Source organism: Devosia albogilva, assembly GCF_042685625.1.
Taxonomy (GTDB): domain Bacteria; phylum Pseudomonadota; class Alphaproteobacteria; order Rhizobiales; family Devosiaceae; genus Devosia; species Devosia albogilva.
Genome location: NZ_JBHUNP010000001.1, coordinates 1,655,701 through 1,681,231, shown reverse-complemented (window position 1 = coordinate 1,681,231; position 25,531 = coordinate 1,655,701). Strand labels below are relative to the sequence as shown.

Genomic DNA, 25,531 nt, shown 5'->3' with positions numbered 1-25,531 from the left:
TCATGCGTGACGGCGACACCATTGCGGCGCTGTCCTCGGGCGCGCTGCCCGCCGGTGTTGCCGTCATCCGCCTCTCCGGCCCCCAGGTGCCGGACCTGCTCGAACGCCTTGCCGGTGGCGTACCCGAGCCTCGCAAGCTGGCGCTGCGCCAGATCGGCGCCGATACCTGGCTCGACCGTGGGCTCGTAGCCTACTTCCCTGCCCCGCACAGCTTTACCGGCGAGCACTGCGCCGAACTACAGGTCCATGGCTCGCCTGCCGGTGTTCGTGCGATCCTCAAGCTCCTGGTGCAGCACGGCGTGCGTCTCGCCGAGGCCGGCGAGTTCACCCGCCGCGCCTTCGAGAACGGCAAGCTCGACCTCGTCACCATCGAAGGGCTGGGTGATCTGCTCGAGGCCGAAACCGAGAACCAGCGGCAGCAAGCGCTCGACCGGCTGGAAGGTGGGCTTACGCGCCAGCTCGACTCTTGGCGCGAGCAATTGCTGGATCTCCGCGCGGAACTCGAGGCTCGTCTCGACTTTTCCGATGAAGGCGATGTGGACGAACTCCCCGAGAGTTTTTCCGCTTCGTTGGTCGCGCTACGCCAGGACTTCGAGGCAGCACTCACTGGCTTCGATCGCGGTCGCCTGCGTCGTGAAGGCGTAAGGGTTGCGCTTGCCGGACCACCCAACGCCGGCAAGTCCAGCCTGATCAACGCCCTCTCCCGCTCCGACGTGGCCATCGTCACCGACGAAGCCGGCACCACGCGCGACGTCCGAGAGGTTCCGCTCGACCTTGGGGGTCAATTGTTCATTCTGCTCGACCTTGCGGGTTTGCGGGAGACGGACAGCAAGGCCGAGGCTGAGGGCGTACGACGGGCCGAAGCTGCGATCGCCGGAGCAGATCTGGTCCTATGGCTGGTGGCACCTGATCTACCCGAGTATCCCGCGCCGTCCACCCCTGCCCCGCTCTGGCGGATCGGCACCAAGTCGGACCTTGGGCAAGCAACTCAGGTCAAGCTGGCTCTGTCCACGCAAACCGGCAGCGGTGTCGACATTCTGCTCAACGCCATCGAAGAGTTTGGCGCCGACATGGTGCGGGGTGAACCGGTGTTGGTCAGCCGCGAACGCGACCGGCAGGCCCTGCTTGCTGCAGTGGAGGCGGTCCGCGAGGCCGAGCGCGTGGTGGCACAACCCGAGCTCGCGGCAGAATCGCTGCGGCGAGCGTCGCACGCTCTCGAGCGGCTGCTGGGTCGCCTCGACCCCGAGCGTGTGCTCGACCAACTGTTCTCACGCTTCTGCATCGGCAAGTGATTCACGTGAAACACGGCTGTGAACAGGCGTGGATTGATTCACGTGAAACACTGCCCTAGAGCGGATCATCGGAGATGGTCATGACAGATTTCGACGTCATTGTTGTAGGAGGCGGGCACGCGGGCTGCGAAGCCGCGGCCGCTTCGGCGCGCCTGGGCGCCCGCACCGCTCTGATCACCCACCGATTCGACACTATCGGCGAGATGAGCTGCAACCCGGCCATTGGTGGTCTGGGCAAGGGCCACCTGGTGCGCGAGATCGATGCGCTGGACGGCCTGATGGGTCGCGTGGCCGACCAGGCCGGCATTCAGTTTCGGGTGCTGAACCGCCGCAAGGGACCGGCAGTTCGCGGCCCACGTGCGCAGGCCGACCGCAAGCTCTACAAGCAGGCGATGCAGGCAGCCATCACCGACCAGCCGAACCTTACCGTCATCGAGGGGCAGGTTGACGACATAGAGGTCGTTGATGGTCGCGTCAGCGGCACCGTGCTGCTGGACGGCCGTCGCTTCTCCACCTCTGCCGTGGTTCTCACCACCGGCACTTTCCTCCGTGGCTTGATTCATCGCGGCGAAGAAACCGTGCCGGCCGGTCGCGTCGGCGAGAAGCCGGTGCTTGGCCTCTCCACCCGCCTCGAAACCATGGGCCTGCGGCTTGGCCGCCTGAAGACCGGCACCCCGGCCCGGCTCGACGGCACCAGCATTGACTACGCACAACTGGAAGAACAGCCCGGCGACGACGTCCCGGAGCCATTCTCCAGCCTGACCGAGGCGATCACCACGCCGCAGATCAGTTGCCACATCACCCACACCACGGCCGAAACACACCGGATCATCGCCGACAATCTCCACCGCTCGGCCATGTATTCGGGGCGCATCCAGAGCCGCGGCCCGCGCTACTGTCCGTCGATTGAGGACAAGATCGTCCGTTTTGCCGATCGCGAAAGCCACCAGATCTTCCTTGAGCCGGAAGGGCTCGATGACAGCACCGTGTATCCCAACGGTTTGTCCACGTCCCTCCCCGCCGAGGTCCAGGAAGCGTTCCTGCGCTCGATGCTGGGGTTGGAGAATGTCCGGATCATCCGTCCGGGTTACGCCATCGAATACGACTATGTCGATCCGCGCGAGCTACACTCCACCTTGGAAGTTCGCCGGCAGCCCGGCCTTTATCTCGCCGGGCAGATCAATGGCACCACCGGCTACGAGGAAGCCGCTGCCCAAGGTGTGCTCGCCGGCGCCAATGCGGCCCTGGCTGCCGCGGGACGTGAATCGCTCGTGCTGTCCCGCACCGACAGCTATCTCGGCGTCATGGTTGACGATCTCGTCACCCGTGGCGTCTCCGAGCCCTACCGCATGTTCACCTCGCGCGCCGAGTTCCGCCTGCATCTGCGCGCCGACAACGCCGATCAGCGGCTGACGGAACTCGGGACAAAGCTCGGCCTCGTTGGCGAAGAGCGCCAGGAGATCTACGCTCGCAAGGCCAGCGAACTCGGCCGGGCCAGGTCCCTGCTTAGTCGGCTGACCATTACTCCCAGCGCCGCTCGCAAGGCCGGCGTGCCGGTGAATGCCGACGGCAAGGTTCGAACCGCCTTCGAGCTGCTGTCCTATCCTGACATCGACACGACAGTGGTGCAGCGCCTTTGGCCCGAACTGAACGACGTGACCGCGTCCATCATGGAACAGGTCGCTGTCGACGCGCAGTACGCGGTCTACCTCGACCGGCAGCGCAACGACATCGAAGCGGTACGCCAGAACGAACAGCGGGCCATCCCGTCCGACTTGGACTTCACCGCCATTGCCGGCCTCTCATCAGAGCTCCGGCAGAAGCTGCAGCAGCACCGCCCGACCACAATCGCGCAAGCTCAGGCAATCGACGGGATGACCCCTGCCGCCATTACGCTTCTGCTTGCAGTGATTCGTCGGGGTGAGTTGCGCCGGGCCGGGTGATGAGCAATCTGCCGTCCATCGAGCGCTATCTGCCGTTCATGTTTCGTTCAGCTTCGTTCATCGAGGCGGACCTTCAGGCGTATGCCGAGCTGCTGAACCGCTGGCAATCGGTTCAGAACCTTGTTTCACGTGAAACTCTTAGCGCCCTCTGGGAGCGGCATTTCGCGGATAGTCTGCAACTGCTCCCGCTTCTACACAGTACTGACAAGATCTTCCGGGATCTTGGCAGTGGCGGCGGCTTCCCCGCCCTGCCCCTGGCAATCGCCTGCAAGGGCGACGGCCGGCACTTTCACCTGGTTGAGCCGACGGCCCGTAAGGTCAGCTTTCTCCGCACGGTTGCTCGAGAACTTGATCTTTCCGTGACGGTCCACGGTAGCCGCATCGAGCAACTTGATTCACGTGAAACACCGGACGTCATCACATCCCGGGCGTTGGCTTCCCTGCCGCAGCTCTGCAGCTGGATGGCGCCGTTCTTCGGCTCCAAAACCCGCGCGCTGCTGCACAAGGGCAAGGAACATGGTGAAGAAGTTCGTGAGGCGCGTGCGCAGTGGGATTTCGATGTGGTAGAACATCGAAGCGATACCGATCCTGCGGGAGTCGTGCTGGAGATCAGCAATCTGCGGGAGCGGCCAACAGCGTAACGGCAGATTCGTGGAGGCCGGCCTTGGCGCCTAGAATTCTTACCTTGGCCAATCAAAAGGGCGGCGTGGGCAAGACCACGACGGCGATCAATCTCGCGACGGCTCTCGCCGCCATCGGCGAGCGCGTCCTGATCGTCGACCTCGATCCGCAGGGCAACGCCTCCACTGGCTTGGGGATTTCTCGTTCGGATCGCGAAGTCTCCTCGTACGACCTGCTCGTCGGCGAAGCCACCGTGGCGCAGGCAGCGGTCATGACCACGGTACCGAACGTCGCCATCGTACCGTCAACCATGGACCTGCTCGGCGTCGAGCTGACCATTGCCGGACAGGCCGACCGCGCCTTCAAGCTACGCAATGCGTTCAAGCAACTTGGCGATCTCACCATTGCCGACCGGCCGGTCAGCTATATCCTTATCGATTGCCCGCCCTCGCTGAATCTGCTCACGGTAAATTCCCTGGTCGCGGCCGACGCCGTGCTGGTGCCGCTGCAGTGCGAATTCTTCGCCCTGGAAGGCCTCAGCCAGTTGCTGCAGACCATTGAGCAGATCCGCTCCACTCTTAACCCGCGCCTTTCCATTCAGGGCGTGGTGATGACCATGTTCGACAAGCGCAACAATCTCAGCGAGCAGGTGCTGCAGGACGTGCGCAGCGAAATGGGCGAACTCGTCTACGACACCGTCATTCCCCGCAACGTCCGGCTGAGCGAGGCGCCGTCTTACGGTAAGCCGGCGCTGCTCTACGATCTCAAATGTGCCGGCAGCCAGGCCTATCTGCGGCTTGCCACCGAAGTCATCCGTCGCGAGCGCCAGCTCGCGGCTGCCTAGGAGTTCCGCCATGACCGATAGACCCAATCGCCTCGGCCGCGGCCTCGCCGCCCTGATCGGCGACATGGCCAGCGTGGAAGGTGTGCGCGTCACCGAATCGAGCGGCGTCAAGCGCCTGCCGGTGGAACTGATCATCGCCAACCGCGCCAATCCGCGCCGCACTTTCGATAATGATCAGCTTGAGGAGCTGACGAACTCCATTCGCGAAAAAGGCGTGATGCAGCCGCTGCTGGTGCGGCCAAGCGAAGACCCGAACGTCTTCGAGATCATCGCCGGTGAGCGGCGTTGGCGCGCCGCGCAGAAGGCGGGGCTGCATGATGTCCCGGTGATCGTGCGGGAGGTGGGCGACAAGGAAGCGCTCGAACTCGCCATCATCGAAAACGTGCAGCGCGCCGATCTCAACCCGCTGGAAGAGGCCATGGGCTACAACCAGCTGATCGAGCAGTTCGAGTACACCCAACAGGATCTGGCGCAGGTGATCGGCAAGAGCCGGTCCCATGTCGCCAACACCCTGCGCCTTCTGCGCTTGCCCGAAGATGTCCGTGGCATGGTGTCGAGCGGTCAGCTCACCGCTGGCCATGCCCGCACGCTGATCACCGCCGAAGACCCGGCCACCTTGGCGCGTCAGATCGTTGACCAGGGTCTCTCCGTGCGCGAGGCTGAGGCCCTCAGCCAGCAACGTGAACCCGCAGCGCAGCGGCGCAAGCCTTCTGAAGCCGTGCGGGATGCTGACACGGTAGCCCTGGAGCGGCGGCTCTCGGATGCGTTAGGGCTGTCCGTGTCGCTGTCACACGGCGAACGTGGTGGACGGCTGGAAATCCGCTACCGCACGCTGGAGCAGCTCGACGGGCTGTGCCTGAAGCTGGCCGGCAGCTAGCCGCTCGCGGCCATCGTTGCAACGGCCAGCAGGGCTCGCCGCAGCGTTGCCTCGGCCAGGGCAGGGCGTCGGCGGCTTTCCGCCGTCGCGGACAGAATTCGTTCCGTGGCGGCCGCCAGGCCTCGGTCGGACCATTGCCGCAACTGCTGCTCGAGCGTACCGGCTCGCGAGAAATGGGGCCGGGGCTTTAACCCCTCGATGACGGCGCGAGGGGTTTTTCCTCCATCCACTTCTGTGCGCCAGCGCCGCAGATTGGCGAAATGGATTGTTGCCATGGCGAGCAGCCGCTGTGGGTCCACATTCGCACTGAGCGCCCGGTTGACGGCCAGCTCCAGCTTCTCGGCATGACCGCTTCCGGCGGCGTCGAGGATGGCGTCGATCACCAGCGCACCATTGTCGGCGCAGAGCAGCAGCACCTCGTCCCGACTGAGCGTCTTGGTTGTCGCGGCGTAGAGCGTCAACTTGTCCAGCTCGCGGCGGGTGACCTCACGGTCGTTTCCGAGGTTCTCGCGCAGCGTGGGGATGACGTCGGGGTCGATGCGGATACCTTCCTTGTTGAAGGTCTCGAGGATCAGGTTGGTCAGCATCTCGTCGCTGTCGGCGAAGCAGGGCAGGGCGCGGCCCAGCTTCGCGGTCTCCACAAGCGCGCGCAACGGATCGCGCGGCGGCAGATTGCCAGCTTCGACGATGATGGCGGTGTCGCCGGGATCGTCCCGAAGTTCGGTCAGCGGCATCACCAGCGATTTGCCGCCACCTCGCACCCGCACGATGCGCTTGCCGCCGAACAGTGAAACTGTCTTGGCTTCCACGGCGAGCAGCGAGGGATCGGCGTCGATCTCGCTTGCGTCCAGGGTGACGAGGCTCACGCCCTCCGGATCGTCGCCGCCCAGCTGACGGATCAGGCGTTGCGCGGTTTCCCGCACCAGACCGCCATCCGGTCCATAGGCGAGGAAGATGCCGGCCTGAAGATCCGGACGGGTGAGAAAGCGCGCAACCTCGTGCGCCTTGAGGGCAGTCATCAGCGGCTAAGATCGGCCAGCAGTGCCAAGCGCAGCGACTCGGCGACCGCCTTGGCGGCGCGCTCCGCTGCCTCGTCGGCAGCAGCATTGGCGGCCAGGACCTGGTTGGTCGAGACATAATCGGCCGTTGCCACGCGGGTGATGGTCAGCGGCCTGGCCTCGCCCGGGCGGGTGATCGTCAGGTTAGCCGTCACCATGACGCGCCGCGCATCGTTCATCAGGATGGTGTTGGTTTCGGCCAGGGTGGGGTCGGTGGCGACGCTGACCACCGTAACCCTCGCCTTCGGCGCATCGGGTGCTTCCGACGAGCCCAGACGCAAGCGCAGTTCCTGATAGATGATCTGCTCGAGCCGCCCGCTCGGCTCGGCGTAGTTCAGTGCCAGCGTTTGCTGGCCGGCCAAGGCTCCGGCGCCGCCATAAACGGGAGAGAAGCTGCAGCCGGCAAGCGGCACCGCCACGGCGACGAGCGCCGTGGCAAAGGCAAGGGAGCGGAACCCGCTAGACCACCACATTCACGATCCTGTCCGGTACGACGACGATCTTCTTCGGCGACTTCCCGTCCAGTGTGCGAAGAACGGCCTCATTCGACAAGACCAGTTTTTCGACCTCCGCCGACGGCAGGCCCTTAGCCACGGTAATCTCGGCGCGGCGCTTGCCGTTGATCTGGATCGGCAGCACCACTTCGTCGTCAACCAGCAGGGTAGGGTCGACCTCTGGCCACGGAGCGTCGGCGACCAGACCGCTCTTGCCCATGAGCTCCCAGCAGCTTTCGGCCAAATGCGGCATCATCGGCGCGATCAGTTGCACCAGGCGCTCCACGCCCTCCTCCAGCGCCGCGAGGCGCGTAGCGGGGGCAGCGGCTACGAGACCGATGCCGCGGCTCAAGGCGTTGGTCAGTTCGTAGATTTGAGCGACGGCACGGTTGAAACGCAGCCCTTCGATATCGTGGGCCACGCCCGCAACGGCACGATGTGCCGCCTTGCGCATGGCGGTTCCCTCTTCGTCTGCAGAACCCGCTTCAACGGTAACGAATTGCTGTCGCAACGCCACAGTATCGTTCACCAAACGCCAGACTCGCTGCTGGAAACGGCTGGCGCCTTCGACGCCGGCTTCGGTCCACTGCACGTCGCGTTCGGGCGGGGAGTCCGACAGCATGAACCAGCGGGCCGTGTCGGCGCCGTAGGTGGAGACGATCTCGTCGGGATCGACCACGTTCTTCTTGGATTTGCTCATCTTTTCGACCGAGCCGATGGTCACCGGCTCATTGGTCCTGAGATGGCGGGCCGAGCGGGCGTCCCCATCCGATTCGATAACGATGTCGGAGGGCGGTACCCATTCGCCGGTCTTGGCCTTGTAGGTCTCGTGGGTGACCATGCCCTGGGTGAAAAGCCCACGGAACGGCTCATCCAGCCCGACATGGCCGGTCGCCTTCATCGCCCGGGTGAAGAAGCGCGAATAGAGCAGGTGCAGAATCGCATGCTCGACGCCCCCGATATACTGGTCGACCGGCAGCCAACGATCGGCCACCGCCGGAACCGTGGGTGTCTCGGCGTCTGGCGCAGTGAAGCGCGCGAAATACCACGACGAATCCACGAAGGTGTCCATGGTGTCGGTTTCGCGCCGGGCAGCGCGGCCGCATTGCGGGCAGTCGACATGCTTCCAGGTCGGGTGGTGGTCCAGCGCATTGCCGGGCTTGTCGAAGGTCACATCCTCCGGCAGCACCACCGGCAGGTCCTTCTTCGGCACCGGCAGCGTGCCGCAGACTTCGCAGTGGATGACGGGGATCGGGCAACCCCAATAGCGCTGGCGCGACACACCCCAGTCGCGCAGGCGGTAGTTGACCTCCACCCGGCCCTGCGGCTTACCATCGACAGTGCGGGCGGCGAAGAACTCGGCGATGCGCTTCTTGGCATCCTCGATGCTCAGCCCATCCAGGAAGTCCGAGTGGAAGATGGTGCCGGCGTCGGTATAGGCCTCGGTACCCACCTCGAAACTGGCTGCATCGGCGTCCGGCGGCAGCACCACGGGCTTCACCGGCAGGTCGTATTTGCGGGCGAAGTCGAGGTCGCGCTGGTCATGGGCCGGGCAGCCAAAGATGGCGCCGGTGCCATAGTCCATCAGCACGAAATTGGCGACATAGACGGGCAGGGTGGCCCCGTCCACAACGGGGTGCTTCACCGCCAGACCCGTGGCGTAGCCCAGCTTTTCAGCCTTCTCGATGGTCTCGGTCGCCGTGCCATGGCGGCGGCACTCGGCGATGAACTCGGCCAGCGCCGGATCATCCTGCGCGAGTTCGCCGCTCAGCGGGTGATCCGGGGAGAGGGCGATGAAGGAGGCACCGAAAATGGTGTCCGGCCGGGTGGTGAAGACTTCGATGCTGTTGCGCGCGCTCTTGCCAGGCAGCAGCTCGAACAACAGGCGCAAGCCTTCGGACTTGCCGATCCAGTTGCGCTGCATGGTGCGCACCTTCTCCGGCCATCCGTCCAGACCATCGAGGGCCTCCAGCAGCTCTTCGGCCATGTCCGAGATCTTGAAGAACCACTGAGTCAGCTCGCGCTGCTCGACCACGGCGCCAGAACGCCAGCCCTTGCCGTCGATCACCTGCTCGTTGGCGAGCACGGTCATGTCGACCGGGTCCCAGTTGACCTTGCTCTGCTTGCGGGTCACCAGACCCGCCTCCAGCATGTCGATGAACAGCGCCTGCTGGTGGCGATAGTATTCAGGCTCGCAGGTGGCGACTTCGCGCGTCCAGTCGATGGCAAGGCCCATGGACTTGAGCTGCGCCTTCATGGTGGCGATGTTCTGCCGCGTCCAGGTGCCGGGATGAATGTTGCGTTCGATCGCGGCATTTTCGGCGGGCAGGCCGAACGCATCCCAGCCCATCGGATGCAACACGTTGCGGCCACGGGCGCGGTAATAGCGCGCCACGACGTCACCCATCGAGTAGTTCCGCACATGGCCCATATGGATACGGCCGGACGGGTAGGGGAACATCTCGAGCACATAGTAGGGCTCACGCGCATCGTCATTGCGGGCGACGAAGCTCTGGCGTTCATCCCAGATCTTCTGCCACTTGGGTTCCGTTTCACGCGGATTGTAGCGTTCGCCGCTCACTGGTTCGCTCGTCCTTGGGAAGGGGCCGCAGAGCGCCGGCCGGAAGGCTGGCGCAGCTTGCGTTCATTGGGGATTTTGGCTACCGGACCATCACCAGAAATCCCCAGCAAGGTCAACAGCGGCGCCATGAGTACAGACGCTCCCGGCCGGCTTCAGGCCATCCAGGCTATGGTGAACCGGGCCAGCAAGCGCTTCGATCCCGCCGGCCGACCGGTGAAGCTCGTTGCGGTGTCGAAGACCTTCCCGGCCGAGGCCGTCGAACCGCTGCTTGATGCCGGGCACCGGGTGTTCGGCGAAAACCGGGTGCAGGAGGCCAAGGACAAATGGCCCGCCCTGCGCGAGCGCTATCCGGATCTCGAGCTACACCTGATCGGGCCGTTGCAGACCAACAAGGCCCGCGAAGCCGTTGCGCTGTTCGACGTGATCGAGACGGTTGATCGCGACAAGCTCGCGGGTGTTCTCGCTGCAGAGATGAACCGGGCGGAGCGACGACTGCCCTGCTACGTCCAGGTCAATATCGGCGAGGAACCGCAAAAGGCCGGCGTCGCCCCTGGGGAGACCCTCGCCTTTGTGGAGCGCTGCCGCGAGGTTCATGGGCTCGACGTGGTCGGCCTGATGTGCATACCGCCGGATGGGGTGCCGCCCGGACCCTATTTCGCGCACCTTAACGGTCTGGCGCGGCAATCGGGGCTCGCCGGTCTTTCCATGGGCATGAGCGCAGACTTCGAAACTGCGATCGGCATGGGCGCTACGGTGGTGCGGGTGGGCTCCGCCCTTTTCGGCCGCCGCTGAGCCCAGCTTGACTTCGCTCTAGGGCAAACCACATCAGGTCTGCAACTTAAGTGCCCAAAGTCCCGTTTCTGCGGGAAGAATTGCAACACGCCGATGTGATTGGCAGCACCGGAATCGACGACTCTAGTGTTGCCTCTGGCGGGCACCAAGACCCGGAGACCGACGATGAACAAGCGACGCCTGCTGCTGGTGGACGATGACGCCGATCTGCGCCAGACCCTTGTCGAGCAGCTAAGGGACCAGCCGGAGTTCGAAGTGTTCGAGGCAGGCACCGCCAACGACGCTCTCAAGCTGCTGCGCGAAGTCAATATCGACCTCACCATTCTCGACGTCGGTCTTCCCGACATGGACGGCCGCGACATGGTCAAGCGCCTGCGCGAGGAGGGCTTTCGCAGTCCGATCCTCATGCTGACGGGCCACGATGCCGATGCCGATCAGATCCAGGGGCTCGAGGCTGGCGCCAACGACTACCTCACCAAGCCCTTCCGTTTCCCGGTGCTGCTGGCCCGCATCAACACCGCGCTGCGCCAGCACGACCAGAGCGAGGACGTGGTCTTCACCATCGGGCAGTACAGCTTCCAACCATCGGCCAAGCTGCTCGAGGCCAATGACGGAACCAAGGTGCGCCTGACCGACAAGGAAACTTCCATTCTGAAGTTCCTCTACCGGCAGGGTCCGAAGACGATCACCCGCGACATTCTGCTTAAGGAAGTCTGGGGCTACAATAATCGGGTGACGACCCACACGCTCGAAACCCATATCTACCGCCTGCGCCAGAAGATCGAGCGCGACCCGTCCAATGCCCGTCTGCTCGTCACCGAAGACGGCGGCTATCGCCTGGTGCCGTAAAAGTCCGTTCAAAACGACGGCAAATGCCCTATAGGTTGCTTCGGCTCCGCCTTGGCGGGGCCGAAACCGCATCCGGATAAGGGTTCATGATCAGGGACGATGCGGCCGAGGCGCTGGCGCGGGCCGAGTTTTTCGAAATCTGCGACGATCAGCAGCGAAGCATGCTGGCCTTCGCCGGCGACACGCGCCATTTCCATGCCGACGATGTGCTCTATCAGGCCGGCGACACGCCCGAGGGAGCCATGGTGCTGATCGAGGGCACCTTGCGCGTCAAACCCGAGGGCGCCGCCAAACCCTACGCTCTGTCCGAACCCGGAAGCGTCATCTCCGCCCTGGCGCTGGTGCTCGACAAAGCTCGTCCGATCACGGTTACGGCGGTCACCGACGCTCGGGTGCTGGTGGTGCCGCGTCAGGCGTTTCGGAAGCTGATGCAGCAGTCGCCGGACCTGGCGCAACGGGCCGCCGAGCGCATCGAATACGAGATTTCCGGCTATCTCGGCGCGCTCGAGCCGTTGCGCCAGCGGATGAAGGAATAGCCTCTAGTCGACTGCCAACAGGAACGCAGAGAGGTTGGCGTCGTAGCGGGCGGGGTCCGCGTGCCAGGACTGGATGTGATCGGCCTCGGTCCTGAGATAGCTGGTCACACCCTGGCGCTGCGCAACGAGCACATCGCTGGAACTCACCGGCACCACACGATCGGTCGAGCCGTGCGACAGGAACAGCGGACCATCGAAGCCAGCAAAGGTGCCCACCGTCTCTGCGTCGGCGAGGCGGATCGGCGCGGTGATGCCGCTGAACCAGAGCGCGCCCTGAGCCAGCCACGGCGCCAGTGGCAGCTTCATCTGCTGCATCTGCGCGGCAAGAATGCCGGCGAAGTCATTGGCCGCGGCATCAAGAACGACGGCTGAAACAGCGGTTGCGCTGTCGGAGCGCTGCAGAAACTGACCGGCAATCCCGCCGCCCATGGATTCCGCCACGAGAACGACGGAAGGGGCGCCTGCCGCCACTGCATAGTTCACGGCGGCTTCGAGGTCGCGCCATTCCGTCAATCCGAAGGCGTAGAGCCCGCTGGGGTCGGCCGGCGCATCGCTGTTATTGCGATAACTGATCAGCAAGACCGGCAAGCCGGCCTCGTGCAGCGTTGGCAGGAAGCGGTAGCCATTCTCGCGGCGGCCGCCGATGCCGTGCACGAAGATGGCCCAAGGCTTGGCGCTGTCGCTGTTGGCCGCGGGCACGAGCCACGCCGGCATGGAGCCGAGTTCTCCGTCGATGCCCACCGTCTCGAAGCTGTAGCCGAAGGCTGCATTCGGATCGCCTTCGTAGCCGATGTCTTCGGGCCGCTCGGGTGCTGGCCAACCAGAGTTCTGAACCGTGGCGGCACCAACCCGCAGTGTCTGCTCCAGGATGCGGGCGCCCTGCCAACTGCCGACGACGAGATAGCCGCAGACCAGGAAGGTGGCCCCGCCGAGAACCCAAGTGATCAACTTACGAGATGTAAGCACCGCTTACCTCCCCTTGAGCAGGCTAGAGCGAACCGAAGCGCGCTACCACCGGCACGTGATCCGACGGTTTGTCGCCGAAGCCGCGATAGGGTTTCAGGATCTCGGCGGCCGTGCAATGCGCCGCGACGTCCGCCGTCGCCCAGATGTGATCGAGGCGGCGGCCGCGATCCGACTTCTGCCAATCCTTGCCGCGATAGCTCCACCATGAGTAGAGCTTCTGGTCCGCCGGCACGTGCTTGCGTACGAGGTCCACCCAGCCATGGCCGCCATTGAGCAAGGCGGTCAGGGCTTCAGTTTCGACCGGCGTATGGCTGACGACCTTGAGCAGTTGCTTGTGGCTCCAGACATCGGTCTCGAGTGGCGCCACGTTGAAGTCGCCGGCAATGAGCTGGGCGCGGGCGAACGGCGCCTCGGCGAACCAGGTCTGGAGCTCGGACAGGAAGCCGAGCTTGTGCTTGAACTTGGGGTTTATCTCGGGGTCGGGTTCGTCGCCGCCGGCCGGGATGTAGAAATTGTGCAGCGTCACCGGGCCGTGGCCGAAATCGGTGACCGCCGAGACGTGGCGGGAATCATCGATCTCGCAGAACACGCGGCTCGAGATATCAGTCAGGGGCGTCTTCGAGACGATGGCCACGCCGTGGTAGCCCTTCTGTCCATGCACCGCCTGATGCGGATAGCCGGCGTCCACGAAGGCATTGCGAGGAAACTGATCGTTGGTGCACTTGATCTCCTGCAGCATCAGCACGTGGGGCTGGTGCTGCTGCAGCAAGTCCAGCACCATGCCGATACGCAGACGGACGGAGTTGATGTTCCAGGTGACGACTGAAGCGGGCATGGGTCTCGCGAGGTAAGGTGCAGCGACGTTTCACGTGAATCCGACGCAAAAGACAAGGCCCGGCACCTTTCGGGACCGGGCCTTAGAACTTGGACGGCTGCGAAGAGCTATTCGCTCTTGGCTTCGCCTTCGGCAGCGCTGGCCTGCTCGGCGGCAGCAGCAGCGGCTGCAGCCTCGGCGTCCTTAGCAGCCTGTTCGGCGGCAAAGGCCTCGGCAGCGGCGATCTTCTCGGCTTCACGAGCCTCGCGGGCGGCCTGAGCGGCTTCGCGCTCGCCGGCTTCGATCTTGCGGGTACGTGCGTTGGTCGATTCGAAGATACGCGCCGACTTACCGCGACGGTCGCGCAGGTAGTACAGCTTCGCACGACGCACCTTGCCGCGCTTGATCACTTCGATCGAAGCAACGTTGGGCGAGTAGAGCGGGAACACGCGCTCGACGCCTTCGCCGTAGGAAATCTTGCGGACGGTGAAGCTCTCGTTGAGGCCGCCACCGTTGCGGGCAATCACCACGCCTTCATAGGCCTGGAGACGCTCCTTGTTGCCTTCGGTGATCTTCACCCACACCTTGACGGTGTCGCCGTGGGTGAATTCGGGATGCTCGCGCTTGGCGGCGAGCGCCTGGAGCTGCTCGGCTTCGAGCTGCTGGATGATGTTGGTCATGGTCGATCCGTTTCGATCTTTTCGATGGAGCGATTTGCCGGCCCGAAGGCCGTCGCCCGGTCTTGGTTGGTGTAACGGAGGGTAGTCTTCTTGTTGCCAGGCGCGCCGGGTCCGAACCGCCCGTCACGCAATCGTCGCGCGTATAGGGGAAAACGCGGGGAGAGTCCAGCCTTCCGCTCCGGGTCCTACTTCAACAGGTCCGGCCGCCGCTGCCTTGTAAGGTCTTCACTTTGCTCCTGGCGCCATTTGCGGATGCGGGCGTGGTCGCCGGAGGTCAGCACCCCCGGAATGCTCCGCCCCTCGAATACCTGCGGCCGTGTGTACTGCGGATACTCCAGCAGCCCGTTTTCGAAGCTCTCTTCGGCATGGCTGTCTGCGCCGCCAAGCACGCCGGGGATCAGCCTTACAACCGCTTCAAGCAGGACCATGGCCGCCACTTCGCCGCCGGCAAGTACATAGTCCCCAATAGAGACTTCCTCGAGGTCCCGAGCGTCAATGACCCGTTGATCGATGCCTTCGAACCGCCCGCATACGATTACCGCACCGGGGCCAAGCGCCAGTTCCCGTGCTCGTGCCTGCGTCAGCGGCTTGCCGCGCGGCGACATCAGCAGCCGGGGCCGTGGATCTGCTGCCGGTGAGACTGCGTCGATGGCGCTGGCAAGGATGTCGGGCTTCAGCACCATGCCGGCGCCACCACCGGCGGGCGTGTCGTCCACCGTCCGATGCCGATCCGTAGCGAAATCGCGCAACTGTACTGTCTCGAGCGACCACAGACCGTCCGTGAGGCCGCGGCCCAGCACCGACGCCCCGAGCGTGCCGGGAAACAGGTCGGGGAACAGCGTGATGATCGACGCGGAAAAGCTCAATCCGGCTCTTCCTCGCCCTCCGGCGCGTCAAGCGGCACCACGATGGTCAGATAGCCGTCGGCGAGCTTTATTTCCGGCACCACGGCTTTGGTGAAGGGGTAGAGGAAGCTGTCGCCCGACTGCTCGTCCCGCACCTCGATGATGTCGCCGGCGCCATGGTTGTGGATCGCCGCGACGGTACCGATGACGGTACCATTGTCGATCCGCGCCTCGAGACCGATCAGGTCGGCGTGGTAGAAATCGTCCTCGTCGTCGGGATCGGGGAGGCGATCGCGATCGACATAGAGTTCCACGCCGTTGAGGCGCTCGGCCGTGTCCCGGTCGGAGACACCTTCCAGTGTCGCGATGACGACGTTCTTCTGGCGCCGAACCTTGGTGATGGTGACGGTGAGCCCCGCCCGGTTGGTGGCGAGCGGGCCATAACCGGCAATGTTTTCGGGTTCGGCGGTATGGGTGGCTATGCGGACCTCCCCCTTGATGCCGTGGGCGGCGCCGATCTGACCGAGAAGGATGGACTTGTTGCTGCGGCTCATGCGGCCTCGCTGGTTTTCGTGTCGTTTAGCAGGTGGATGCGCGGTTGCAAATCGGCCCGGGAACCATTGCTGCCGCCCTGTAATTGTCCTGCGGAAACACTGAATACCCGAGGAGCGATCCATGGCCCAGGTCCTGAGCAGCCGAGACGACATCAGACAATGGGTGGAAGCGCGAGGTGGCTACCCAATGCTGATGGACGTGCCGGAAGGGACCAGCAACCGCACGCTGCTGCAACTGACCTTCGGCCAGCACGCGCTCAACTCGGACAACAACGAAGGACCTGACCGCATCGGCGGCTTCCACCTCGTGAGCTGGGAAGAATGGTTCGCGGCGCTCGAAGAGGGGCAACTTGCCTTGCGCGTGTCCGACGATCCGGCGGGTGGCAATGAGGCCGAATTCGAGTTCGTGTCCAATGACGGCGAGGGGGAGACGACTGACGCGGCCCGCAAGCCCGCAGCCATCGACGTCCAATCGCCGACGCCCGAGGACCGCGGCTTCTAGCCTTCGTCGGCTGCTGCTTCGATGGCCTCCATGTCTTCGTCGGAGAAGCCGAAGTGGTGCCCAAGTTCGTGTATCAGCACGTGGGTGACGACCTCACCCAAGGTGTTGTCGTCGTTCTCGGCCCAGTAGTCGAGAATGGCACGGCGGTAGAGAAAGACGGTGTTAGGGAGCTGACCGGTCTGCGGTACGGCCCCATCCTGGGTCATGCCGATGCCGTGGAACAGGCCCATCAGTTCGAAAGGGCTCTCCATGCCGAAGCCTTCGAGCACGTCATCCTCGGCGAATTCGGCGACCGAGCAGGTCACATCCGCTGCAAGCGAGCGGAACGGCTCCGGCAAGGTGCGTAGGGCTTCGCTCGCCAGGGCCTCGATGTCGTCGAGGGTGGGCGCGTAGCGCCCGCCCCAGTCGTTCTGGCTCACTGCCACTCGCGAATGTCGACGAAGTGGCCGGCGATGGCGGCAGCAGCGGCCATGGCCGGCGAGACCAGGTGCGTGCGGCCCTTGAAGCCCTGCCGGCCCTCGAAGTTGCGGTTCGAGGTCGAAGCGCAGCGCTCGCCGGGCGCCAGCTTGTCCGGGTTCATGGCAAGACACATGGAGCAGCCCGGCTCACGCCAGTCGAAGCCTGCGTTCTTGAAGATGACGTCCAGGCCTTCCTGCTCGGCCTGTTCCTTCACCAGGCCAGAGCCGGGCACGACCATGGCAGAGACGTGGCTCGCCACTTTGCGGTCCTTGATCACGGCGGCAGCGGCGCGCAGGTCCTCAATGCGGCCATTGGTGCACGAACCCAGGAACACCCGATCGAGCTTGATGTCGGTGATCTTGGTGCCGGGCTTGAGGCCCATATATTCGAGCGCCCGCCACTTCGAGGCACGCTTGTTCTCGTCGGCGATGTCGTCGGGGTTCGGAACCACCCCGGTCACCGAGATCACGTCTTCGGGCGACGAACCCCAGGATACGATCGGCGGCAGGCTGCTGGCATCGAGCACCACGACCTTGTCGAAATGCGCGCCCTCATCGGTGTAGAGCGTCTTCCAATAATCGAGCGCCATGTCCCAGGCCTTGCCCTTGGGCGCACGTGGGCGGTCCTTCACGTAGGCGAAGGTCTTTTCGTCGGGGGCGATCAGGCCGGCACGGGCGCCGCCTTCGATGGTCATGTTGCAGACCGTCATGCGGCCTTCCATCGACAGCGAGCGGATGGCTTCGCCGGCGAACTCGATCACGTGGCCATTGCCACCGGCCGTGCCGGTCTCGCCGATGATGGCGAGGATGATGTCCTTGGCGGTGACGCCGGCCGGCAGTTGGCCGTCGACACGCACAAGCATGTTCTTGGCCTTCTGCTGCTTCAGCGTTTGCGTCGCCAGCACGTGCTCGACTTCCGAGGTGCCGATGCCGTGCGCCAGCGCACCGAAGGCGCCGTGGGTTGAGGTGTGGGAGTCGCCGCACACGATGGTCATGCCGGGCAGGGTGAAGCCCTGCTCGGGACCAACGATGTGCACGATCCCCTGCCGCCGGTCGAACGGGTCGTAATATTCGATGCCGAAGTCGCGGGTGTTTTCCTCGAGCGCCGCGATCTGCACCGCGCTTTCCGGATCAGGATTGGGCAGCGAGCGATCGGTCGTTGGCACGTTGTGGTCGACCACGGCGAGCGTGCGCTCCGGGTGGCGCACCTTGCGGCCGCTCATCCGCAGCCCCTCGAAGGCCTGCGGGCTTGTCACTTCGTGGACGAGGTGCCGGTCGATATAGAGGAGGGAGGTCCCGTCCTCGTTGTTCTGCACCAGGTGGTCGTCCCAGATCTTGTCGTAAAGCGTGCGCGGATTGGCCATTCACGAAGTCCAGCAAAGAGTTTGGGGTCGTTCTAAGCCTCAGCCACTTGACGGTCAAGCACAACCGTACTCACGGGTACGGCATGGCGTGGTGTGGTGGTGGGGAGCGAGCGGCGCAAGTGTTTACGCTTCGGCTTAACGGGATCAACACGGCTCAGGACTAGCGTATGCAAGGGGCCAGCGCGGCCCGGTTGTGCGAAACGGAAGTCGCTTTGCAGTCACTTTGGCGTCTCGTCCTGTCGCTTGCGGGCCTGATGGGTGCGCGCCTTTCGGGCGCGGCGTTTGGGTTCCTCAGCCAGGTGGTGCTTGCCCGCACCTTCCTGCCGCACGATGTGGGCACGATCTTTCTCGGCATGAGCCTCACGGCCTTTGTCAGCCTGCTCATCACCGGCGGCTATCATTCGATTGCGCTGACCTATCTGGCGCGTTTCCAGGCCTTCGGCCGCAGCCGCCTCGTGGAAGCCTTCCTCACGGCAGCGCGGCGCGACATGTACGCGCTGACCGCACTGTTTCTGCTGCTTGCGCCGGCTGCCTTCGTCCTGCCGCTCGAGGACGGCATGGCCAAAGCCGTGCTGTACGGCGTGCTTGCTGCGATCCCGGTTGCTGCAATCCGCCTCAACAACAGCGCCGCCAACGCGCAGCGGCGTTTTGCGCTGTCCTATATGCCTGATTTCGTCGTCCGGCCCGGATTGCTGCTGGCGTTCCTGGTCGTCATGATCCTGTTGGGCCTGCCTCGCACGATCGATGCGGTGCTGATCGCAACAGTGGTGATCTCGCTGCTGGTCGCCGTCGGTCAGGCGATCATCATGGGTTCCGACAATGCCTTTGGGCGGCAGAGTGGAGACGCACCGCAGCGCGATCTGCGCACGTTCTACCGTCGACGCGCTGCCGCGATGCTGATGGTCACGATCGTCGCCGGCGCCACAGCGGATCTGGTCGTGCTGCTCGGGGGCCTGTTCCTGCCACCCGATCAGGTGGCAGTACTCGGTGTCGCCATTCGGGTTGCCGCGTTGGTCGGGTTCTTCAGCACGGCTTCGCAGCAATTTGCCCTCCGCGATCTCGCCACCTCGATGGCGACGAACCGGGCGGCGACGAGTGGCATTCTCTGGCGCACCAATCTCATCGCCTTGGCAACAATGCTCGGCACCACCGTGCTGGCGATCATATTCGGCCCGCTGGTTCTGGCGCTGTTCGGTCCGGAATACGTTGCGGGCTACTGGCCCCTGGTGATCTTCCTGTTTAGCCAATCCGTGCGAGTCATGGGCGGGATGAACGCCCATCTGCTGTCGCTGGGCGGGCACCAGGTACGCAGCGCCCGCCTGTGCCTCATGGCTGTCGTGATGCTGGTGGCGGTCGCGGCGGTGCTGACACCGGCCTGGGGCCTTGTGGGCATTGCCTCGGCGCTGCTGGTGGCAGAAATCTTCTGGGCAGTCAGCCTTGGCATGCTCACGCAGCGGCTCGAGGGGCGCAGAGGCGACATCTTTCAGGGGCTTGCCACTCACCGAATCTTCACCGCAGTCCGATAAGCCGCTGGTGGGCCAATAGCGCCGGTGCCGAGCTTCGGCTATGGAGACACGGCCCGCGGACAAGCCTCTTCCCATGACCCCAGACTCGCCCAAGATCAGAACCGCTTTGCCGGCAGGCGCCGTTGTGCTCGGTGGCTCCTATGGTGCGCTGGCGGTGGCCCGCAGTGTCGGCCGGCAGGGACTTGGCGTGGCCTATCTGGCCAGCACCGACACGGTCGCCCAATACTCCAAATATGTACGGCACCACGTTGCCTGGGACGGACCAGGCGCACCCCGCGCCCTCGAGCAGCTGTTTGGCATTGCGGGTGAGTTACAGCTCGACGGGTGGATCCTGCTGCCTGCCAGCGACCATGACGTTCAGTTCGTCGCCCAGAATTACGATGTGCTCAGTCAACGCTTCTCGCTGGTGACGATGCCCTGGTCTGAGCTCGAGCAGCTCAACGACAAGGGGCAGCTATACCAATTGGCCGAACAGCTGGGGATCGAATTCCCGCGGGTGTTCTGGGACGGAAAGACGCTTCGCACGGCGCCTGAACACGTCCGGTTGCCAGCGGTGATCAAGCCAGCGTCTACCGAAAAAGCGAACCCGTTGACCAAGGCCAAAGCCTGGAAGGCGGAAACTGCCGGGGAGTACCGGCAGAAGTTCGATCTTGCGACCAGCTATATGGGCCCTGCGGGATTCGTGGTGCAGGAACTGATTCCGGGCGATGGGACCACGCAGTATTCGTATGCCGGGCTGTGGGATCACGGGCGCGAGCTCTGCGGGCTCACAGCGCGTCGTGCGCGGCAGTATCCGGCCGAGTTCGGCACCAGCCCGTTCGTCGAGACGGTCGAAGTGCCCCGGGTGCTGCAGGAGAGCCGCAGACTTCTCGAGGCCGTTCGATATCACGGCCTGGTGGAGGTCGAGTTCAAGCACGACCGGCGCGATGACAGGCTGAAGCTGCTCGACGTCAACACGCGGGTGTGGGCCTGGATCGGCCTTGGGGCAGCGGCGGGGCTGGATTTTCCGTTGCTGGCGGTCGCGCTGGCCAGCGGCCTGTTTCCCGGCGTGGCCGAGCCGATCTACGGCGCCAGCTGGATCCATCCAATTCCCAATACGGCGTCACTGCTCACCAGCCTCGTCGGCAGCGGCCGGCTTGGCTATGCCGGCCGCCGGTCGTTGCGGCGGGGTTCGGTGTCTTCGATCTATGCCGCAGATGACTGGTGGCCGGCGCTGGCGGAACTGCCGGTGCAGGTCACCCGACGCCTCAAGGGGTTGCTCCGCCGCGGCTAGTGGCGGAAGTGGCGCATGCCGGTCAGCACCATGGCGATGCCGGCCGCATCGGCCGCCTCGATGACCTTGGCATCGTTCACCGAGCCGCCGGGCTGGATCACGGCGGTGGCACCGGCAGCGACCAAGGCCTCCAGACCGTCGGGGAAGGGGAAGAAGGCGTCGGAGGCTGCGACCGAGCCTTCTGTCAGTGCGCCTTCCAGCCCCGCGGCCCTGGCGGCATCGATGGATTTCCTGTGCCCCGTGAGCGAAGAATCGACGCGGCTCATCTGGCCGGCACCGATGCCGACGGTAGCACCGTCCTTGACATAGACTATGGCGTTGGACTTGACGTGCTTCGCGACTTTCGCGGCGAGGCGCATGTCGGCCACTTCCTGCTCGGTGGGCTGACGCCTAGTCACGACGTTGAGGTCGCAATCATCCACGTTGCGGTTGTCGCGACCCTGGACCAGCAGGCCGCCGGCAACCGAGCGGACGGTCAACCCGTCCGCCTTGGGATCGGCGACGCCGCCGGTGAGGAGCAGGCGGAGGTTCTTCTTGGCCGCGATGATCTCCTGCGCCTCGGGCGTCGCGGAGGGGGCGACGATCACCTCGGTGAAGACCTTGACGATCTCGTTGGCGGTGGTGGCGTCGATTTCGCGATTGGTGGCGACGATGCCGCCGAAGGCGGAGACCGGGTCGGTCCGCAGCGCCAGCCGGTAAGCCGTGACGAGGTCGGCGGCGGTCGCGACACCGCACGGATTGGCGTGCTTGATGATGGCGACGGCTGCGACTTCGGCAGGATCAAACTCCGACACCAGTTCGAATGCGGCGTCGGTGTCGTTGATGTTGTTATAGCTCAGCGTCTTGCCTTGCACCTGGGTGGCGGTGGCGACGCCCGGCCGGTTCTCGCCCGTGGCATAGAAGGCCGCCCACTGGTGCGGATTCTCGCCATAGCGCATGACCTCCCGCAGGGTGCCGGCAAAGCTGCGGTAGCCGACATCGGGGTAGTCGATCTCACGCGCGAACCAGGCGGAGATGGCGCTGTCATAGGCGGCAGTGCGGGCATAGGCCTTCGCCGCCAGACGCTGGCGCAGGGCGTAGGGAACGCCGCCGAACCGTACGGCCTCCAGCACTTCATCGTAGTCGGTCGGGTCGACGATCACCGTCACGTAGCGGTGGTTCTTGGCTGCCGAGCGCACCATGGCCGGGCCGCCAATGTCGATGTTCTCGATGATGTCGTCGTAGCCTGCACCCGAAGCTACGGTCTTTTCGAAGGGGTAGAGGTTCACGGCGACGAGGTCGATGGCGCCGATCTCGTGGGTGTCCATCGCCGCCTTGTGCTCGGCATTGTCGCGGACCGAGAGCAGACCGCCATGCACCTTGGGGTGGAGAGTCTTGACGCGGCCGTCCATCATTTCGGGGAAGCCGGTGAGGTCGGAGATCTCGCGGACCGGCAGGCCGGCTTCGCTGATGAGGCGGTGGGTGCCGCCGGTCGAAACCAGTGCGGCGCCGGCTTCGCTGAGCCCCCGCGCGAACTCGGCCATGCCGGTTTTGTCGAAGACCGAAAGCAGGGCGCGGCCGACGCGGACAGTGTCGCTCATCTCACCAAATTCCATGTGTGTGCTGGTGCCGGCTCGCTAGCACGAAGCGCATTTGGCGCCAACCACCCGCTTACTGCTCCAGGGTGAAGATCCATGCGATCTCCGTGCCGGGGGCAACCGGCGCCTCGAGCACCAGTTGCCGCGTGCGGTGAAAGCCTAGATAGGCCGACTGACGGACGCTTTCCTCGTCGCGCAGGCTCGCGCCCTCCCAGAGGAAGCTCCAGATCTGCCCGTTCGGGAGCACCAGGCGCACGATAGCCTCGCCACGGTTTTGACGCACCATGGTGCCCGGGCCGAGATGAAACCGTACGGAGAGCAACCCCGTGCCGCCATTGTCGCCGACCAGCCGATCCTGCCCCACCACAGTGGTACCTTCCGACAGCAGGCTGATGCGGCGCTCGATCTCGAACCCGGTGCGTTTGGCGTAGCCTTGGCTGGTGATGGTCAGCGCGTGCTCGGCCGGATCGAGGGTGATCTGCGCGCCACCGGGGACGTCCTCGGCATCAATGGTCGGAGCCGAATGGGCGACGCCTTGGCGGAAGAGATCGCGGCTCTCGATGAGATCAGTGGGAGCAGGCCCGCAACTGCCGACAATGAGCTCGCTGCCGTGCGAGAGCTCGAAGGCGAGGGCACCGGCGTGGATGTCGCGATCCAGGCCCGGCGGAGGACGCAAACCGGAGTCGGCAATCACCACGGTGTCGCCATCGCGCAGGGTGCCGTAGCCGCCGAGCAGTTGAGATTTGCGCTTGGCCGCCGGGCCATGAGCCTGCACTGCGACGAGGATGTCATGCGGCAACTGGCCGGTGCCGTTGAAATAGACCGGTTCACCGGTCGACAGGGTCAGCGCATCGAGCGTTGCGTGCATGCGGTCGATCTGGGCGGCGAGTTCGTTGGCGGCTTCGCTCTTGGCTGAAGCGGCAAGTGGTCGGATGCTGGCGAGTTCCACGAGGAGCTGCAGCTGGAGCCGTGCGTTGCGCGACAGATGCAACCCACTCGGGTCGAGTTGGCTGGCAAGGGTGGCATTGAGCGCGTCGACGCGGCTGGCGAGATCGGCGGATTCGCTCTGGTCGCAGAAGGCGGCGCCAACCAGGGCTATGCCGGCGAGCAGGGCATCGGCCGGATCTCGGGCGAGCGGCGCGCGGAACTTGAGGCTCTGCACCTGGGTGCCGAGGACGCGCTGGATGGTGCGGGTCTGTTCGGCGGTGGCGTCTTCGAGCAGCAGCGCGAGGTGCCGCAGCCAATTGAGCACGCGTTGGGCAGTAAGCCCGACAGCCCAACTGGCACGGTCGAACTCGCCTTCGCGGCTGATCCAGTCCAGCACCAGAGTGCGGGCGAAGCGACGGGATGCGGGGTCACGCACATCGCGGAAGTGGCGGAGCCAGGAGAAGCCGTGGAGGTTCTGCCACCAGTCCGGGTGGGCGTCGTCGAGGCAGAAGGGCGAGGCACCGCCGGTTTCAACCAGCTTGTTGGCGAGCAGATAGCGGCCAGCCATCATGTCGCGGACGGTTTCGCTGTCTGAGGGCCGGATTTCCGGGATCTCGCCGGCAAAGGCGTCGTCACCGAGGCCGCGCCAGGTCCAGCGCATCAACGGCCAGGTCACCACGGAATCGGCGGCGCCGAGTGCGGCGCCGCGCAAGCGATCGGACAGGGGAGGTGTCACCACACTCGCTCCCGCCTGGGCATGCAGATCGCCAGGGCCGCTCTGCCGCCAATAGTCACGCTGTTCACCCTCGTCCGGTTGTCCGCCCCGGCTCGATAAGTCGAATCTACGCCGAGCGCCCTCTCAAATGCTAGCGGCGGCGGTAGCGCGCCACGAAGAAACCGTCGATTCCCCCAGGGATAATCCCCGGCAGGATGCGGAGGGTGCCTTCAGCGGTTACCGCATCGGCAAGCTCGGGCAGTTCTTCCGGGTTGATGGGGTCGGCCACCAGGTCGCCCAGCTCGGTGCCGATCCAGCGGGCTTGCTCTTCGCCTTCGGCCGGTTCGAGCGAGCAGACGCAGTAGATCAGCGTGCCGCCCGGGGCGAGGCAGTGGACGGCGCTCTCGAGCATCCGGCGCTGGAGTTTGACGCGATTTGGAATGTCGCGTTCGCTGCGGTGCCAGATCACCTCAGGATGGCGGCGGAAGGTGCCGGTGGCCGAGCAGGGTGCGTCGAGCAGCACGCCATCGAATGGTTCGTGCGGGCTGTAGGTGACCGCGTCGGCAAGAATCGTCTCAGCCGTCATGCCAAGGCGACGGAGGTTGCCGGCCAGACGGTCGAGCCGGGCGGCATCGGTGTCGAGAGCGGTGACGGTGTGGCCGCCCTTGATCAATTGGACGGTCTTGCCGCCGGGGGCGGCGCAGAGGTCGAGAACGCGGCCCGGTGCTTGCAGCTTGAGAAGCCGCGCCGGGACGGCGGCGGCGGCATCCTGCACCCACCAGCGGCCTTGGGCATAACCGGGCAGATCGTCGACAGAGCGGTCGCGGCTGTCGAGGCGGACGGTATCGGCCATGATCGGGCGGGCGCCGAGCGCCTCCACCAGCTCCGGATCGTCCTCTCGCAGGGTGAGGTCGAGCGGGGCGCCGGCGAGCAGGGCTTCGGCGATGTCGGCCACCGTCTCGTCGCCATAGGCACTGCGCCAGGCCTCCGCGCTGGACGGGGGCAGCAGCAGCTCGTCGGGCAGGAGGCCGTAGCGAGCCGAATTGGCCTGGGCGCGGCGCAGCACGGCGTTCATCAAGCCGGTGAGGTGGCGGGCCTTGTTGTCGCGTTTGAGGGCTTCGACCGCCAGGAACAGGGCGCTGTGGGCGCCGAGATCCGGCAGGAAGACGAGTTGCGCCAGCGACAGGCGCAGGACGGCTTCGAAGCTGCCGGAGCGTGGCGGCAAGCCACGATCCAGCAGTTCGGCGATGATGTGATTGATCTGCCCGTGCCGGCGCAGGGCGGTGGTGATCAGCCGGTTGGCGAGGGCGCGGTCCCGCCCATCGGCCAGATCGGCTGCAGACAAGGGGGTGAAGTGTTCACCCCCGAGGACGGCCTTGAGACGGTCTGCTGCGATGACGCGGAGCTTGAGCCCCGCCGGTTCTGCCTTGCTTGCCACGCCTG

The 25,531-nt window shown here is 64.9% G+C and carries 24 protein-coding genes; 11 read left to right on the top strand and 13 right to left on the bottom strand.

Going from position 1 to position 25,531, the window contains the following annotated elements; all coding sequences use genetic code 11:
• Window positions 1–2: 2 nt before the first annotated feature.
• The 5 genes from mnmE to ACFSX5_RS08495 all read left to right on the top strand — a co-directional run bounded on the left by mnmE (window position 3) and on the right by ACFSX5_RS08495 (window position 5,577).
• The gene (mnmE, locus tag ACFSX5_RS08515; protein WP_386832849.1) at window positions 3–1,292 is read left to right on the top strand and encodes a tRNA uridine-5-carboxymethylaminomethyl(34) synthesis GTPase MnmE; all 1,290 of its coding nucleotides are present in this window, start codon (window positions 3–5) and stop codon (window positions 1,290–1,292) included.
• Window positions 1,293–1,372: 80 nt separating this feature from the next.
• Window positions 1,373–3,235, top strand: coding sequence for a tRNA uridine-5-carboxymethylaminomethyl(34) synthesis enzyme MnmG (mnmG, locus tag ACFSX5_RS08510; protein ID WP_386832847.1), 1,863 nt, complete (start codon window positions 1,373–1,375; stop codon window positions 3,233–3,235).
• Entirely contained in the window at window positions 3,235–3,876 is a 642-nt protein-coding gene (gene rsmG, locus ACFSX5_RS08505; protein WP_386832845.1) for a 16S rRNA (guanine(527)-N(7))-methyltransferase RsmG, read from the top strand. Before mnmG ends, rsmG begins: the two co-directional genes overlap by 1 nt.
• 23 nt (window positions 3,877–3,899) lie before the next feature.
• Window positions 3,900–4,700, top strand: coding sequence for a ParA family protein (locus ACFSX5_RS08500; protein WP_386832844.1), 801 nt, complete (start codon window positions 3,900–3,902; stop codon window positions 4,698–4,700).
• 10 nt (window positions 4,701–4,710) lie between these two features.
• Window positions 4,711–5,577 carry a ParB/RepB/Spo0J family partition protein gene (locus ACFSX5_RS08495; RefSeq protein WP_386832843.1) on the top strand — a complete coding sequence of 289 codons (867 nt, stop codon included), beginning with the start codon at window positions 4,711–4,713 and terminating at the stop codon, window positions 5,575–5,577.
• Here ACFSX5_RS08495 and holA read toward each other — a convergent pair.
• Genes holA through leuS form a run of 3 tightly spaced genes read right to left on the bottom strand, consistent with a single transcriptional unit; the run spans window position 5,574 to window position 9,710 of the window.
• Window positions 5,574–6,596 carry a DNA polymerase III subunit delta gene (gene holA / locus ACFSX5_RS08490; protein ID WP_386832842.1) on the bottom strand — a complete coding sequence of 341 codons (1,023 nt, stop codon included), beginning with the start codon at window positions 6,594–6,596 and terminating at the stop codon, window positions 5,574–5,576. The two genes, ACFSX5_RS08495 and holA, sit on opposite strands and share 4 nt — an antisense overlap.
• Window positions 6,596–7,108 (bottom strand): LPS assembly lipoprotein LptE, encoded by a 513-nt coding sequence (lptE, locus tag ACFSX5_RS08485; protein WP_386832841.1) that lies wholly within the window; start codon window positions 7,106–7,108, stop codon window positions 6,596–6,598. The genes holA and lptE overlap by 1 nt, the downstream gene beginning before the upstream one ends.
• Complete coding sequence (gene leuS, locus ACFSX5_RS08480) at window positions 7,095–9,710, bottom strand: leucine--tRNA ligase (protein WP_386832840.1); 2,616 nt, start codon at window positions 9,708–9,710, stop codon at window positions 7,095–7,097. Before leuS ends, lptE begins: the two co-directional genes overlap by 14 nt.
• A gap of 126 nt (window positions 9,711–9,836) precedes the next feature.
• Between leuS and ACFSX5_RS08475 the strand changes: the two genes are divergently transcribed.
• The 3 genes from ACFSX5_RS08475 to ACFSX5_RS08465 all read left to right on the top strand — a co-directional run bounded on the left by ACFSX5_RS08475 (window position 9,837) and on the right by ACFSX5_RS08465 (window position 11,887).
• On the top strand, window positions 9,837–10,502 hold the full coding sequence (locus ACFSX5_RS08475; RefSeq protein ID WP_386832839.1) for a YggS family pyridoxal phosphate-dependent enzyme: 666 nt from the start codon (window positions 9,837–9,839) through the stop codon (window positions 10,500–10,502).
• Window positions 10,503–10,667: 165 nt separating this feature from the next.
• Window positions 10,668–11,351: a response regulator transcription factor gene (locus ACFSX5_RS08470; protein WP_386832838.1), complete on the top strand. Its 684-nt coding sequence runs from the start codon at window positions 10,668–10,670 to the stop codon at window positions 11,349–11,351.
• A gap of 86 nt (window positions 11,352–11,437) precedes the next feature.
• Window positions 11,438–11,887 (top strand): Crp/Fnr family transcriptional regulator, encoded by a 450-nt coding sequence (locus ACFSX5_RS08465; protein ID WP_386832837.1) that lies wholly within the window; start codon window positions 11,438–11,440, stop codon window positions 11,885–11,887.
• 3 nt (window positions 11,888–11,890) lie between these two features.
• On the opposite strand, the gene ACFSX5_RS08460 is transcribed toward ACFSX5_RS08465, so the two are convergent.
• From ACFSX5_RS08460 to rimM, 5 genes are all read right to left on the bottom strand, one after another.
• Window positions 11,891–12,853, bottom strand: a complete 963-nt coding sequence (locus ACFSX5_RS08460) for an alpha/beta hydrolase (protein WP_386832836.1) — start codon at window positions 12,851–12,853, stop codon at window positions 11,891–11,893.
• A 22-nt stretch (window positions 12,854–12,875) separates the two neighbouring features.
• The gene (locus tag ACFSX5_RS08455; RefSeq protein WP_386832835.1) at window positions 12,876–13,688 is read right to left on the bottom strand and encodes an exodeoxyribonuclease III; all 813 of its coding nucleotides are present in this window, start codon (window positions 13,686–13,688) and stop codon (window positions 12,876–12,878) included.
• A gap of 107 nt (window positions 13,689–13,795) precedes the next feature.
• A complete protein-coding gene (rplS, locus tag ACFSX5_RS08450) occupies window positions 13,796–14,347 on the bottom strand; it encodes a 50S ribosomal protein L19 (RefSeq protein WP_386832834.1) in 552 nt (183 codons plus the stop codon).
• Window positions 14,348–14,532: 185 nt separating this feature from the next.
• Entirely contained in the window at window positions 14,533–15,213 is a 681-nt protein-coding gene (trmD, locus tag ACFSX5_RS08445; protein WP_386832833.1) for a tRNA (guanosine(37)-N1)-methyltransferase TrmD, read from the bottom strand.
• The gene (gene rimM, locus ACFSX5_RS08440) at window positions 15,210–15,746 is read right to left on the bottom strand and encodes a ribosome maturation factor RimM (protein ID WP_386832832.1); all 537 of its coding nucleotides are present in this window, start codon (window positions 15,744–15,746) and stop codon (window positions 15,210–15,212) included. Before rimM ends, trmD begins: the two co-directional genes overlap by 4 nt.
• A 121-nt stretch (window positions 15,747–15,867) precedes the next feature.
• On the opposite strand from rimM, the gene ACFSX5_RS08435 reads away from it, so the two are divergent.
• Window positions 15,868–16,248 carry a hypothetical protein gene (locus ACFSX5_RS08435; protein WP_386832831.1) on the top strand — a complete coding sequence of 127 codons (381 nt, stop codon included), beginning with the start codon at window positions 15,868–15,870 and terminating at the stop codon, window positions 16,246–16,248.
• Here the strand turns inward: ACFSX5_RS08435 and ACFSX5_RS08430 are convergent.
• Both ACFSX5_RS08430 and leuC read right to left on the bottom strand, forming a co-directional pair.
• On the bottom strand, window positions 16,245–16,667 hold the full coding sequence (locus tag ACFSX5_RS08430; protein WP_386832830.1) for a metallopeptidase family protein: 423 nt from the start codon (window positions 16,665–16,667) through the stop codon (window positions 16,245–16,247). The genes ACFSX5_RS08435 and ACFSX5_RS08430 overlap by 4 nt on opposite strands.
• Complete coding sequence (gene leuC / locus ACFSX5_RS08425; RefSeq protein WP_386832829.1) at window positions 16,664–18,070, bottom strand: 3-isopropylmalate dehydratase large subunit; 1,407 nt, start codon at window positions 18,068–18,070, stop codon at window positions 16,664–16,666. The genes ACFSX5_RS08430 and leuC overlap by 4 nt, the downstream gene beginning before the upstream one ends.
• 212 nt (window positions 18,071–18,282) lie before the next feature.
• On the opposite strand from leuC, the gene ACFSX5_RS08420 reads away from it, so the two are divergent.
• Together ACFSX5_RS08420 and ACFSX5_RS08415 are read left to right on the top strand one after the other, a co-directional pair.
• The gene (locus ACFSX5_RS08420) at window positions 18,283–19,596 is read left to right on the top strand and encodes a lipopolysaccharide biosynthesis protein (RefSeq protein ID WP_386832828.1); all 1,314 of its coding nucleotides are present in this window, start codon (window positions 18,283–18,285) and stop codon (window positions 19,594–19,596) included.
• A gap of 187 nt (window positions 19,597–19,783) precedes the next feature.
• Window positions 19,784–20,869 carry a carboxylate--amine ligase gene (locus tag ACFSX5_RS08415; protein ID WP_386832827.1) on the top strand — a complete coding sequence of 362 codons (1,086 nt, stop codon included), beginning with the start codon at window positions 19,784–19,786 and terminating at the stop codon, window positions 20,867–20,869.
• Here ACFSX5_RS08415 and purH read toward each other — a convergent pair.
• The 3 genes from purH to ACFSX5_RS08400 form a co-directional block, all read right to left on the bottom strand.
• The gene (gene purH / locus ACFSX5_RS08410; RefSeq protein ID WP_386832826.1) at window positions 20,866–22,464 is read right to left on the bottom strand and encodes a bifunctional phosphoribosylaminoimidazolecarboxamide formyltransferase/IMP cyclohydrolase; all 1,599 of its coding nucleotides are present in this window, start codon (window positions 22,462–22,464) and stop codon (window positions 20,866–20,868) included. The genes ACFSX5_RS08415 and purH overlap by 4 nt on opposite strands.
• 55 nt (window positions 22,465–22,519) lie before the next feature.
• Window positions 22,520–24,109, bottom strand: a complete 1,590-nt coding sequence (locus ACFSX5_RS08405) for a heparinase II/III family protein (RefSeq protein WP_386832825.1) — start codon at window positions 24,107–24,109, stop codon at window positions 22,520–22,522.
• Between the two features lie 130 nt (window positions 24,110–24,239).
• On the bottom strand, window positions 24,240–25,526 hold the full coding sequence (locus ACFSX5_RS08400; RefSeq protein WP_386832824.1) for an RsmB/NOP family class I SAM-dependent RNA methyltransferase: 1,287 nt from the start codon (window positions 25,524–25,526) through the stop codon (window positions 24,240–24,242).
• Window positions 25,527–25,531: the final 5 nt, after the last annotated feature.